Origin of the sequence: Nocardiopsis alborubida (genome assembly GCF_012396365.1) — a bacterium.
GTDB lineage: Bacteria > Actinomycetota > Actinomycetes > Streptosporangiales > Streptosporangiaceae > Nocardiopsis > Nocardiopsis alborubida.
The window spans coordinates 1-13,527 of record NZ_JAAXPG010000040.1; the positions used below are offsets into that span (position 1 = coordinate 1).

Here is a 13,527-nt window from a genome sequence, read left to right on the forward strand (position 1 = left end):
CCACCCCCACCCCCAGAAGGAGACGACATGTCGCGCGAGGACAAGAACAGCACCCGGGCCAAGGTCGAGGACGTCCTGGCCAGCGTCGACGAGAAGCAGCTGGAGGAGCTGGGCGAGGCCGACGCCTACGGCGGCACCACCGTCCCCTGCGGCGTCGCCGTGAGCGTCGCGCTCTGCCCGACCACCAAGTGCACCAGCAAGTGCTGACGACCGGCCTGGCGGTGCGTTCCTGACCAGGCGGAGTGGGCGCCCCTCCGGGCCCCACTCCGCCTAGGTCCCGTTACCCCGGGACCCGGGCCGCCACGCTCGGCACCACCCGGACATTGGAGCCAGAGAAGCCTTGATATCACCAGCGAAGTTCTACCCCGAGTTCGACGGTGCCCAGGTCGAGGAGACCATCACGCCGCTGGCCCGGTACGACGGGGACGTCACCGCCCTGCTCTCCCGCCCCGGCCCCGTCGACGGGACGCCGCCCCCCAGCGGGGAGGTGCTCACCACCGCACGCGTGTGGGCCGGCCAACCCGAGCGCTACCCCTTCCAGCGCCTGGTCAGGGACGCGGCCACCGGAATCGTCGACTCCGACCCCCTGCACGGGCACCGCGACCTGTTCGACGATCCGGAGGAGGCCCTCGTCCAGCTCCTGGAGCGGACGGAGGCGCGCCTGGGCTCGTTCCACGCGCGCCCGCTCGTGGCCGCCCTCAACCGCGCGCGCGTCCGCGGCGTGCTCGTCGGGGACACGCCCGCCGAACGCTACACCGACTTCGTCGAGCGGTCCCTGCGCTCCTCCGTCCAGGAGGTCAGCGGTCTGGAGCTGCCCGTCCTCACCGACGTGACGCGCCTGGTCCTGCGCAACGCGGCCGAGAGCACGCGCGAGGCCTGTGCCCGCTTGGCCGCCGACCGGGACCAGATAGCCGACGTGTTCGGCATCGCGGCCGACGACCGGCTCGTGTCCCTCGGCTCCTCCGACGGCGACACCCACCACCACGGACGCAGCGTCTCCGTGCTGACCTTCCGCTCCGGCAGACGCCTGGTCCACAAGCCCCGCGACGTCTCCTGCGAGTCCGCCTACCGGACCGTCGCCGAGGTGTTCAACACGCGTCTGGGCACGAGCCTGCCCTGCGCCCGGGTCCTGGAACGGGACGGCTACGGCTACGTCGAGCACGTGGAGTCCGAGGACGTCTCCGACATGATCCCCGGGTTCATGCGCGCCAGCGGTGAGCTCGCCGCGGTGCTGTACCTGTTCGACGCGCGCGACATGCACTTCGAGAACGTGCTGCCGACCCGGAGGGGCCCGCTCCCGATCGACCTGGAGACCCTCTTCCACCAGGCGCGCGTCTACACCGGCCCCGTCCCCGAGACCCCGGGGAACGCGCACTCGGTGATCAGCCGGTCCGTGTACGGCACCGGGCTCCTGCCCCTGGTGATGTCCGGCAGGGACCCCGAGTCCGGACACGTCGACTTCGGCTTCCTCGGCGGCCAGGGCAGCGGCGTGGCACCCTTCCGGTCGATGCTCTTCGAGCGGCCCTTCACCGACGAGATGCGCCTGGTCCTGCGTTCGGGGACCCAGGAGGAGCGGAGCAGCGTCGTGGGGACGCTGTCTCCGGAGGAGACGCAGGACATCGGGGAGGAGATGGCCGAGGGGTTCACGCGTGTCTACCGCGCCGTCGCCGCCGACCCCGGACCGTGGGCCGACCTGCTGCGCCGGGTCGCGGCACGGGTCCGGGTCCGCTACGTGCACAACCCGACCGCGCTGTACGGCCAGGCCCTGCGGATGACCGCCGGGGCCAACCCGATGGACGACCGGGAGGTGTACACCGCTCTGCTCAAACGCATCGCGATCCCCTCCAGGAGCGCGGGCCACGAGATCGTCCGCTCCGAGATCCGACAGCTCGCCGAGCGGGACGTCCCCTACTTCACCACCGCCGCCACGGGCACGGCTCTGGATGACGGCGACGGGAACCCGGTGGGCGTCGAGTTCGCGCAGACCCCGCTGGAGCGGGCGCTCGACAAGCTCCGGGGCATGGGCGAGAAGGACCTGGCCCTCCAGCGGACGCTGATCCACTCGGCCTTCGCCTCACGCTTCCCCGACAACCACCTCCTCCCGGCCTCCGCCGGCACAGGCGGCCCCGGCGGCCGGTCCCGACCGCGGGGCCGGACCGGCCCGGCGGAGCTGGCCGGGCGCATCGCCGACCGCCTCGTGGAGACGTCGCTGCCCGACCGGTTCACGTACCTGCCCCCGACCTGGATCGGGCCCCGCGTGTCCGCCGCTGCCCACCGCCCCTGGCCTCCGGGCGTGCTCGGCCTGGACCTGTACACCGGCCGGACCGGCCCCGCCCTGGCGCTGGCCGCGTCGGCCCGGGTGCTGGGCCGTGCCGACCACGGGGAGCTGGCGGAGCGGGTCTTCTCCGCCACCGCGGAGCTGGTCCGGACGATCCCCCGCGACAGTCGCGACATGGACGCGTTCGGCTGGAGCGGGTACACGGGCTCGGCCAGCCTCCTCTTCGGCCTGTGCGCCGCGGGCCGCCTCATGGAACGGCCGGACTGGGTCGAAGCCGCTCGGGACGCCGTGCCGCTCGTCACCGAGCGGATCGCGCCGCTCCCCTCCGAGGGGACCGCCCTGGACGTCGTCGACGGGCTCGCCGGCGTCCTGCTCTGCCTGTCCGCCGTCGGCGGTCCGGCGGCCGAGGCCGCGACCGCCTCCCTGACGGACAGGCTCCTCACCGCCCTGGCCGACGGCGGGCGGCACCCGGTCCTGAACCAGTCCGGATTCGCCCACGGAGTCAGCGGTCTGATCCACACCCTGGTCAGGGTCGGTCCGCTGCTGCCCGAGGACCGGCGCCCCGCGGTCACGCGGACCCTCCACGGGCTCGTCGACGGCCTCGGGCGCTTCCACGTGCCGGAGGAGGACAACTGGTTCTCCAACACCGCGACCCCCCGGTCGTTCTCCAGCGGCTGGTGCCACGGATCGGCCGGTATCGCCCTCGCCCTGAACTCGTTCCACGGGCTCACGGGCGACCCCGGGGTCCTGCGCCTGCGCGACACCGCCGTGCGCACCACCCTGCGCAACGGCTTCGGCCGCAATCTCACCTGGTGCCACGGGGACCTCGGAAACCACGCCATCCTCACCGAGATCTCGCGCGGCGCAGGCGGGGAGTGGCTCCTGCCCGAGATCGCCGCCGCCGAGGAACGGTGGCTGAACGCGGAGGTGATCGAGCGCAAGAACGCCGACACCAGGAGCCGCTACGCGCACACCTCCAGTCTCATGGTCGGTACCGCCGGGATCCTCCTCCACCTGCTCCGCCGCGTCGACCCCGCGCTGGCCCTGTCCCTGGTCACCCTCACCCCCGGAGGCGAAAGTGCTACCTGACCCCCTGTCCCTGTTCAGACCCCGCGTGCCGACGATCACGCAGGTCACACAGACCGAGTGCGGCCTGTGCTCCTCCATCGCCATGCTGCGCTACCACGGGCGGGAGGAGGACCTGTCCACCGCGCGCGCGTCGATGGACGCCGGGCGGGACGGGCTCAGCGCCACCCAGCTGGCCCGCTTCCTGCGCAGCCGCGGGATGGACGCACGGCTGTTCCGGGCCGAGAGCGTCACCCCTCTGGAGCAGTTCGACAGCCCGGTGATCCTCTACTGGGAGAACTTCCACTTCCTCGTCCTGGAGAGCTTCGACGGCAAGCGCGCGGTCGTGATGGACCCGGCCGTAGGACGGCGCCACCTGACCCGGGCGGAGCTGGAGGAGGGGTTCAGCAACATCCTGATCACCGCCGAGCCCACCGAGGAGTTCGAACGGTTCCGGGCCAGGCCCTTCGCGGAGTGGCGCAACATCCCGCTGCTCGCGGAGGGCTCGCGCAGGAGGATCCTGCTCGTCGCCCTCCTGTCCCTGGGTGGGTACGGCGCCGTGCTCGGCATCCCCACGCTCACCCAGTGGGCGGTGGACAGGTACACGACCTGGCAGAGCCTGGGCGACCTCGCGACCGTGGTGGCGGTGATCCTCAGCGTCGCCGTGGGCTTCTTCGCCCTCCAACTGGTCCGGATCACGGTGCTGTCGGGGCTGGTCGGCCTGCTCGGCAAGCACCTGATGACCCACACCTTCACGAAGCTGCTGTCCCTGCCCTACCGCTTCTTCACCACGCGGCAACCGGGTGAGCTGCTGTTCCGGATGAGCACGGTCAACTCCGTCCGCGACCTGCTGTCCTCCCGGCTGGCGCAGGGGATCCTGGACGCCGGGACGCTGGTGTGCGTCACCGTCTACCTGTTCGTCGTGGAGTGGAGACTGGGGCTGATCGCGTTCACGCTCTTCCTCCTCAACGCCTTCCACCTGCTGAGGACCCGGACCCGCGTGCTGGAGGTCGTGGACGCGGAACTGGCCCAGCTCAGCAAGAGCCAGTCGACGCAGCTCGACGCGATCGTCTCGGTGCCGTCGATCAAGATGGGCGGTTACTCCCAGGAGTTCCTCGACTCCTGGGGCCAGACCTACGCGGCCTCGGTGGAGGCCATGAAGGCGCGGATGCGGCTCCAGCAGGGCCGTATCGGCGGCGTCACCAGCACCACGCAGATGTTCGGCCCGCTGCTGCTCCTTATGGCCAGCCTCTACATGGTCGGCCAGGGCAGCATCACCCTGGGCGCGGCCATCGCGGTCCAGGCGGTGTCCGCCACGTACTTCTCCCTGGCCTCGTCGGTCTTCCAGACCTACACGGAGTTCACCGAGGCGTCCCGGTACATGGCCCGGATCAACGACATCGCCATCACCCCCTCGGAGTCGCCCGGCGGCTCCCTGACCACGATCGACAAGCCCTCGATCCGCCTGCGGAACGTGAACTTCCGTTACACCAAGCACAGCGACTTCGTCGTCCGCGACGTGTCCCTCGACATCGAGGCGGGCGCCAAGGTCGCCCTCGTCGGCTCCTCCGGATCCGGGAAGTCCACGCTGGGCCGCATCGTCTGCGGCCTGTACGAACCCACCCACGGCCAGATGCAGCTCGACGGACGCGACGTGCGCGAGTACCGGCGCGACGCGTTCCGCCGGATGGTCGGCTACATCCCCCAAGAGGTGCACCTGCACAACCGCACCCTCATGGAGAACCTCACCTTCGGCCAGGACATCTCCGAGGACCGCGTCCGCGAGTACTGCGAGGCGGTCGGCATCCTCGACTTCCTGGAGGACCTGCCCATGGGCCTCAAGACGGTGGTGTCGGAGATGGGGGCCAACTTCTCCGGCGGGCAGCGGCAGCGCCTGGCCATCGTCCGCGCCCTCCTCCAGCGCCCCAAGATCCTCGTCCTGGACGAGGCCACAGCCTCGCTGGACACCATCAACGAGCGCCGCGTGTCCCGCATCTTCCAGGAGATCGGAGCCACCCAGCTGATCATCGCCCACCGGCTGGCGACCATCCGGTCCGCCGACGACATCTACGTCCTCGACCACGGCCGCGTGGTCGAGCAGGGCAACCACGAGCACCTGATCAGACAGGGCTCCGTGTACGCGAACCTCTACGCCGACCTTTCCGCCAACACCCCCGGAGGTACCCGGTGAAGACCCAGGTCCCGGACTTCATGGTCCCGGCCTTCGCCCCCTTCCACCTGCGGGTCCTGCCCCGCGAGCGGGTGGCCGAGCGTCTCCGCGGCCCCGTCTGCGAGGTCGCCCTCCCCGGACACGTCGACGGCGTCCTCGACACCGTCTGGCAGGGCCTGGCCGACACGGTCGAAGAACAGGCGTACCGGACCCTGATCGGCGCCTTCCACTCCTTCCGCGAGGCGGAGGGGCTGCCGATGTCGACGGAGAGCGACACCGCCCTGAGGCGCTTCACCGCGCACCTGGACCGGGACGGCACGGCCGGGGCCCTGCTCGACGCGCACCCCGTCCTGCGGGAGCGGCTGGAGACGATCCTGGCCAACTCCCTCGACGCCCACACCGACCTGTTCACCTCCTACGCCCGCGACCTCCCGGTCCTGCGCGAAAACGGCCTGGTCAGCGCCGAGGGACGGGTCACGGACGTCTTCGCCACCGGATCCGACCCGCACAACGACAACCGGCAGGTGTTCGGTCTGCGCCTCGCGGACGGCGGGCGGATCGTGTTCAAGCCCCGGCCCCTGGTCGCCGACGACTTCGTCCGGGACCTGTACCGGGTCGCCGAACCCCACCTGAGGCACTCCCTGCTCGGGTGCGTGCCCCGGTCGGTGACCGTCGGGGACCACGGATGGCAGAGCTTCGTGGCTCCTGAGCCGATGGAGACCGCGGACCAGCCGCCCCGTTACTACTACCGCTTCGGCGCCCTGTGCGCCCTGTTCGGTTCCATCGGCGCGGGCGACCTGCACGACGAGAACGTCCTCGCGCACGGTGAGACGCCCTGCGTCCTCGACACCGAGACCATGGTGCGCCCCAACCCCGACGCCGGCGACGACGGTCTGACCACCACCCTGGGCAACCAGCTCAAGCTGTCCGTGGTCTCCACGATGCTGGTGCCCAACAGGCACCCGGGATCACGCATCGACGTGCTCATGGCGGGGGTCGGCGTACAGGGCGAGCAGGCCTCCTCCCAGCTGGAGCGCCCCGCCATCGTCCACCAGCGCAGCGACGCCGTCCAGGTCCGGTGGGAGAAGGTCACCTACCGGCACAAGGACAACCTGCCCAGACTCGGGGACCAGGCCCTGGGCTCCACCGACCACTACGGCGACATCATCGAGGGCTACCTCGACGCGCTCGGGGCGGTGCGCGGCGACGGGCTGCGGGCCGTCCTGGACGACTACCCCGACCTCCCCGTCCGCGTGCTCGTCCGCTCCACGATGGTCTACAGCCGCTTCGCCGACGCGGCCACGCATCCGAGGTACCTGGTCCGGCCGGAGGAGGCGGAGCGCGTGCTCGGCCTCCTCGGCCACTACCCGAAGCACCTGCCCCGGGAGGGCGCCGACTACATCCGCGGAGAGGAACTGCGGGCCCTCGCCACAGGCAACATCCCGTACTTCATGACACGGGGCGCGTCGAGGGAGCTGGCCACGCCCGAGAGCAGTTTCCCCGACGCCTACGCGACCAGCCCGCTGGACTACGCCCGCGAGGGCCTGCGGCTCAACGCCGAGCGCAGCGACCTCTACCACCGGTTCGTGATGGAGGAGTGCTTCAGCGAGGTCCTGGGGGAGGACTCCCCCGCGGGCCTGTGGGAGCACAGCGTGTTCCGGCAGACGGGCCCCGCACCCGTGCCGGGCTCGTGGTGGAAGGGGATCGCCGAGCGAATCCACCGGATCGGGGTCACCTTCGAGGGCGGGGACGGCCCCGAGACGGGGTGGCTGTGCGGCGCGGGCCCCGACCGGGACGCCTTCACCGTCAACCCCGGCCACCTGGTGTCGTTCCACGACCTCGGCGGCACCGTCGCCTTCCTCCAGCGGGCCGCGCGCGGCGACGAGCGCTGGCGCCCGGTGCACGGGAGCGCCGACCGGGGGCTGGACTCCCTGCTCGCGACCTACGGCGCGCCCCTGGTCCAGGTGCCCGAATCGGTGTTCACCGGCGACGCATCCCTGCTCATGACCCGGCCCGACCGCCTGGACGAGGACTGGCTCACCGGCCTCGTGGACAGGATCGACGCGCGCGCGGCCGCCGGCGCCGTGGACACCGACCTGGTCAGCGGTCCGGCCGGGGTCCTGATGACGCTGCTGGCCAAGCCCGAGGGCACGGTCCCGGTACCGCTGCTCCTGCGTCTGCGCGACCTGGCCGTCCCCCACGTCGGGCTGGAACGCGACCGCCCCTGGTTCGACCTGGCCCACGGCGAGCTCGGCCTGCGGTGGGCCGCGGCCCGAGCGGGGGGCGCCCTCGGCGACAGGGAGCTGGTCCGGAAGTCGGCCGACTGGGTCCGCGCCCGGGTGGAGGAGGGGGAGCACAGCCCCTCCCGCGGCTGGTGCAACGGCACCGCCGGACTACTGCTTGCCGCCGCCGAGATCGCCGCCACCGCCGACCGCGGGGAGTGGCTCTCCGGAAGGCTCCTGTCCGGTCTGGTCGACCGGGCCACCGACCTCGGCGAGGGTCCGGTCGATCTGTCGGTGTGCCACGGCACCAGCGGGGTGGTCCAGTCCCTCCTGGCCGCCGCCCGCTCCCTGGACGCGCCCGCCCTGGTCGACCGGGCCCGCGAGTACCAGGAGGCCGTCATCGCGCGGATCCGACGGGAGGGCTTCTACACCGGCGCCGCGGGCCGCACCTCGCTCCTGGGCTACATGCTCGGCTGGTCCGGCGTCGGCGACACCGACCTCCTCCTGGGCACGTACGACGAGGACTCCCGGATCCCGGCGGCCCTCGCCCTGTGAGAAGCGCGTGTGAAGCAGACGGGAAACGATGGCGTGAGAGACCGACAGAGAAGACAGGGAGAGACGAAGGAATGCTCCACATGAACACGAAGAAGAAGGACGGCAAGCGCTACGGGCTCCCGGCGACCGTGTTCGTCCTCGGCATCGCCGCCACGGGGGTCGCCGCCCAGCAGCCGGACAACAACCCCGTCACCTTCGCCCTCCTGGGTGCGACGCTGCTCCTCGGCGCCCTGAGCTACTGGTTCGCCAACCGGAGCGGTGCCTGACCACAGGCCGGGAGGCGCCGCCTCCCGGTCTGTGGGCGGGTGCCCCGGGCCGGGGCACCCGCCCGCCACACCCTGAGAAAGCAGGTTCCTGTGATCGAGATACGCCAGCTCACCAAGCGGTACGGCCGCAAGACCGCTGTCGACAGCCTGTCGTTCACGGTCTCACCGGGCCACGTAACCGGCTTCCTCGGCCCCAACGGCGCCGGGAAGTCCACGACCATGCGGGCCATGGTCGGCCTGGACCACCCCACGTCGGGCACCGTGCTCATCGACGGCAGGCACTACCGGGAGTACCGGGAGCCCCTGCGCAAGGTCGGTGCGCTCCTGGACGCCAAGGGCGTCCACCCCGGCCGCACCGTGCGCGGACACCTGGTCGTCATGGCCAGGTCCAACCGGATCCCCCTCGCGCGCGTCGACGAGGTCATCGACACCGTGGGCCTCGGTGACGCGGCGGACCGGCGGACCAGGGGCCTGTCCCTCGGCATGGGCCAGCGCCTGGGCATCGCGGCCGCCCTGCTCGGCGACCCCGAGGTGCTGCTGTTCGACGAACCCGTCAACGGCCTGGACCCCGAGGGCATCCAGTGGATCCGCGGCCTGATGCGCCGGCTCGCCTCCGAGGGCCGCACCGTGCTGGTGTCCTCCCACCTGATGGCGGAGATGGCGCTCACCGCCGACCACCTGATCGTCATCGGCCAGGGCAGACTGCTCGCGGACCTGCCCACCGAGGAGTTCGTCGGCAACAACTCCGGTTCCTACGTCCTGGTCCGCACCCCGGACAGGGACCGCCTGCGCGACCTGCTCGTGGCGCAGGGCAACACGGTCCGAGAGAGCGGAGACGACGCTCTGGAGGTGGACGACACCACCTCCCGGATGGTCGGCGAGCTCGCGGCCGAGCACCGGGTGACCCTGTACGAGCTCACCCCGAGAGCGGCGTCCCTGGAGGAGGCCTTCATGCAGTTGACCGCGAGCGCGGTCGAGTACCGGGCGAAGGAGGCAGTGTGAACACCGCGGCAGTCGCGTCCGAGTGGGCGAAGATCCGCACCGTGAGGACCTCGGGGTGGAGCTTCGCGCTCTTCGTGGTGGTGGGCGTGGTCCTGAGCGCCGTGCCCGGCTACTTCGCCGTGCGCGGGTTCGACGGCCCGGAGGAGGCCGCGGCGTCGGGTCTGGACCCGGTCGCGATCGGCCACAGCGGGATCCAGCTGGCGCTGATCGCGCTCGTGGTGTTCTCCGTCCTGTCCGTCACCAGCGAGTACGCCACCGGCAGCGTCCAGGGTTCGCTCGTGGCCGTGCCGCGGCGCGTGGTGTTCTACACCTCGAAGCTCCTGACCGTCACGGCGGTGGTGACCGTCCTGGCCACGGCCACGGTGCTCGTGGCCTTCCTCGCCACCCAGGCCGCCATGGGGGACTTCGGCGTCTCCCTCGGGGAGGAGGGGGTGCTGCGCGTCCTGGCCTCCGTCGTGCTGTACGTGGTCCTGCTGTGCGTGTTCTCGATGGGGCTGGCCGCGGTGCTGCGCAGCACCGCCCTGACCGTGGGCATCCTCGTGCCGATGCTCTTCATGGTCTCGACCGTCCTCAGCGCCATCCCGCGCGTCCGCGAGGTCGCGCGGTTCCTGCCCGACCTGGCCGGTCAGCGGATGTTCCTCGGCGGGGCGGGCGACGACGCCCTCACCCCGCTCACCGGAGGACTCGTTCTCGGCGCGTGGACGGTGGCCGCCCTGGTCGCCGGGTACTGGTCCGTGGTGCGCAGGGACGTGTGACGCACCGCCGTGTGCGGACGCGGCGCCGCCTCCCCCCCGCGCTCCCTCTCCCCGGTCCCCTGTGGCCGGGGGCCGGGGGCCGGGAACCGCTCCTCGTCCCCCTCCCCCGTCGGCGCTCTCTCCGCGTCGGCTCCGCCCGCCCGGCAGCCGTCCGCCTGGCGGGCTCCCCGCGTCCCGGTGGCCGCAAACGGCCAAGGGGCCGCCCGCCCGCGTCGCGGACCGGGCGGTTCGGTAGAGTTCCGGCACGGTTCGGCGCGGAGGAGGGTGACGGGTGGGGATGTTCCTGGACACCGCCTTCGGTTTCCCGACCGTGCTGTTCACCCCGCTGCTGATCGTCGTCGCGGTCTACTGGCTGCTCGTCTCGGTCGGCGCCACCGACTCCGACGCGCTCGACAGCGTGGACGACTCGGGCGAGGCCGCGGGTCTGAGCTCCCTGATGCACCGTGTGGGTCTGGGCAGGGTCCCGGCCACCGTGGCGCTGAGCTCGCTGGTCTGCGTCGCCTGGTTCGTGAGCATGATGGGAAGCATCATGACCAGCCTCCTCCACACCACCTCCACCCCCCTGCTCATCGCCCTGGGCCTGGTGGTCCTGCTGATCGCGCTCGTGGCCGCGTGGGCGGTCACCAGCGGCCTGGTCATGTCGGTGCAGCGCTTCCTGCCCAGCCGCGGCAGCGGTTCCAAGAACGAACTGGTCGGACGCACCTGCACGATCCGCATCGGCGAGGCCAGCGAGGGCTTCGGCCAGGCCGAGATCACCACCGCGGGCGGCGCGGCGATCTCCATCCCGGTGCGCACTACCGGCGGAGAGGTCCTGCCGGTCGGCAGCACCGCCCTGATCTTCGACCACAGCGCCGAGCAGGACGTCTTCCTCGTCACCTACTTCGACGCCGCGCTGGACCCCGGCCAGGACTGACACCCGTCTCCCCGGGACGCCGACCCACCCCGTGTTCGGACGCCCGGAGAGCGGGAACCCCGCGGACGCCCGGACAGCACCCCCGGGGGCTCCGCTCCGCCCGACCCGGGCACGGGGTGGTACGCGGAACCGTTCGCGTCCGCGCCGCGTCACATCTGTCGAGCGCCCCCGACCGGGGGCCGGATCCCCGCCGCAGTACTCCCCGCTCCCGACGCGCTTTCCCCCCTCTTACGCACATCCCCTTGCAGAAAGAGACCCCACGTGTTGCTGAGTGCCACCGCGAACGGCCAGGAGGCCGCGAACGCGGCCTTCCTGACCGTCGGCGTCGCCCTTGCCGTCGGCGTCGTCGTCCTCATCGCCCTGCTCCTGATGGTCACCCGCCTCTTCCGCAAGGTCGAGCAGGGCAAGGCGCTGATCATCTCCAAGGTCCGCGACGTCCACGTCACCTTCACGGGCTCGATCGTCCTCCCGGTCCTGCACAAGGCCGAGATCATGGACATCTCGCTCAAGACGCTGACCGTGGACCGGCGCGGCCGCGAGGGCCTGACCTGTAAGGACAACATCCGCGCGGACATCAAGGTGTACTTCTACGTCCGGGTCAACGAGACCGCGGAGGACGTCAAGAAGGTCGCCAAGTCCATCGGCACCGAGCGCGCCAGCCACCAGGACACGCTCCAGGAGCTGTTCAACTCCAAGTTCTCCGAGGGCCTCAAGACCGTCGGCAAGCAGTTCGACTTCGAGGAGCTGTTCACGCACCGCGAGCAGTTCCGCCAGGCGATCATCTCCCTGATCGGCACCGACCTCAACGGCTACAGCCTGGAGGACGTGGCCATCGACGAGCTGGAGCAGACCCCGCTGCACCAGCACGACGCCAACAACATCCTCGACGCGCAGGGCATCTCCAAGATCACCGAGCGCACCGCGATCGAGCACAAGCGCACCAACGAGTTCGAGAACGACCGCCGCAAGGAACTCGACCGGCAGAACACCGAGACCGCCGAGACCCTCGCCGAGCTGGAGAAGCGCCGCGAGGAGGCCGCCGCCAAGGCCAAGCGCGAGATCGAGATCATCCGCGCCCGCGAGGAGGCCGAGACCGCCCGCGTGCAGGCCGAGGAGCGGCTCAAGGCCGAGACCGCCAACATCCGCACCTCCGAGGCGCTGGGCGTCCAGCACCAGAACCAGCAGCGCGAGATCGCGGTCGCCGAGAAGAACCGCGAGCGCGTCATCGCCATCGAGAGCGAGCGCATCGAGAAGGACCGCCTGCTGGAGGTCATCGGGCGCGAGCGCGAGACCGAGCTGAGCCGCATCGCCAAGGACAAGGAGGTCGAGGCCGAGAAGCGCGAGGTCGCCGACGTCGTCCGCGAGCGGATCGCCGTGGACCGCACCGTGGCCGAGCAGGAGGAGGCCATCAAGCGCCTGCGCGCCGTCGAGGAGGCCGAGCGCACCCGCCAGGCCGTCATCATCCAGGCCGAGGCCGAGGCCCAGGAGAACCTGGTCAAGGACATCAAGGCCGCCGAGGCCGCGGAGGCCGCCGCCAAGCACAAGGCCGCCGAGGAGCTCACCCTGGCCGAGGCCCGCCAGCAGGCAGCCGAACTGGACACCCGGGCCAAGATCCGCCTCGCCGAGGGGATCCAGGCCGAGGCCGCCGCGGCCGGGCTGGCCGAGGTGCAGGTCCGCCAGCAGGACGCCGAGGCCATCGAGAAGGTCGGCCGCGCCGAGGCCGTCGTGGCCAGCGAGAAGGCCCGGGTCGAGGCCGAGGGCGTGGAGCAGAGGCTGCGCGCCGAGGCCGCCGGTCTCACCGACAAGGCCGAGGCCATGGCCGCCCTGGACCAGGTCAGCCGCGAGCACGAGGAGTACCGCCTGCGACTGGAGGCCGAGAAGGAGATCCGCCTGGCCGGGATCAACGTGCAGCGCGAGGTCGCCGAGGCCCAGGCCACCGTGCTGGCCACCGGCCTGGAGAACGCCGACATCAACATCGTCGGCGGCGACGGCGCCTTCTTCGACCGCATGGTGGGCTCCATCGGCCTGGGCAAGGCCGTGGACGGCTTCGTCGGCAACTCCAAGACCGTGCAGGCGCTGGGCGGCAACTGGCTCAACGGCGAGGGCGACTTCGCCGCGGACATGCGCAGGGTGCTGAGCTCCGTGGACACCGAGGACGTCAAGAACCTCACCGTCTCCGCGCTGCTGCTCAAGCTGATCGGCGCGGGCGGCCCGCAGGCCGACAGGCTCGACGGCCTGCTCGGCACCGCCCGGTCGCTGGGCGTGGACCAGCTGCCCGCCTCCGCCCTCGCCAAGCAGTAG

General features: G+C 71.5%; 9 protein-coding genes. All 9 read left to right on the forward strand.

Going from position 1 to position 13,527, the window contains the following annotated elements:
- Window positions 1-27 precede the first annotated feature (27 nt).
- The gene (locus HGB44_RS28585; protein WP_061079707.1) at window positions 28-207 is read left to right on the forward strand and encodes a class II lanthipeptide, LchA2/BrtA2 family; all 180 of its coding nucleotides are present in this window, start codon (window positions 28-30) and stop codon (window positions 205-207) included.
- 133 nt (window positions 208-340) lie between these two features.
- Window positions 341-3,367: a type 2 lanthipeptide synthetase LanM family protein gene (locus HGB44_RS28590; RefSeq protein ID WP_061079706.1), complete on the forward strand. Its 3,027-nt coding sequence runs from the start codon at window positions 341-343 to the stop codon at window positions 3,365-3,367.
- A 25-nt stretch (window positions 3,368-3,392) separates the two neighbouring features.
- A complete protein-coding gene (locus HGB44_RS28595; protein ID WP_082768273.1) occupies window positions 3,393-5,534 on the forward strand; it encodes a peptidase domain-containing ABC transporter in 2,142 nt (713 codons plus the stop codon).
- The gene (lanM, locus tag HGB44_RS28600) at window positions 5,531-8,290 is read left to right on the forward strand and encodes a type 2 lanthipeptide synthetase LanM (protein WP_061079705.1); all 2,760 of its coding nucleotides are present in this window, start codon (window positions 5,531-5,533) and stop codon (window positions 8,288-8,290) included. Before HGB44_RS28595 ends, lanM begins: the two co-directional genes overlap by 4 nt.
- A gap of 80 nt (window positions 8,291-8,370) precedes the next feature.
- Complete coding sequence (locus tag HGB44_RS28605; protein ID WP_061079704.1) at window positions 8,371-8,556, forward strand: hypothetical protein; 186 nt, start codon at window positions 8,371-8,373, stop codon at window positions 8,554-8,556.
- A 90-nt stretch (window positions 8,557-8,646) separates the two neighbouring features.
- Window positions 8,647-9,558, forward strand: coding sequence for an ABC transporter ATP-binding protein (locus HGB44_RS28610; protein ID WP_061079703.1), 912 nt, complete (start codon window positions 8,647-8,649; stop codon window positions 9,556-9,558).
- Window positions 9,555-10,313, forward strand: coding sequence for an ABC transporter permease (locus HGB44_RS28615; RefSeq protein WP_061079702.1), 759 nt, complete (start codon window positions 9,555-9,557; stop codon window positions 10,311-10,313). The genes HGB44_RS28610 and HGB44_RS28615 overlap by 4 nt, the downstream gene beginning before the upstream one ends.
- 271 nt (window positions 10,314-10,584) lie before the next feature.
- Complete coding sequence (locus tag HGB44_RS28620) at window positions 10,585-11,226, forward strand: OB-fold-containig protein (RefSeq protein WP_061079701.1); 642 nt, start codon at window positions 10,585-10,587, stop codon at window positions 11,224-11,226.
- Between the two features lie 261 nt (window positions 11,227-11,487).
- Entirely contained in the window at window positions 11,488-13,527 is a 2,040-nt protein-coding gene (locus HGB44_RS28625; protein WP_061079700.1) for a flotillin family protein, read from the forward strand.

Coding starts and splice junctions, on each gene's coding strand:
- HGB44_RS28585 (WP_061079707.1), top strand. CDS start 28: ATGTCGCGCGAGGACAAGAACAGCACCCGGGCCAAGGTCGAGGACGTC.
- HGB44_RS28605 (WP_061079704.1), top strand. CDS start 8,371: ATGAACACGAAGAAGAAGGACGGCAAGCGCTACGGGCTCCCGGCGACC.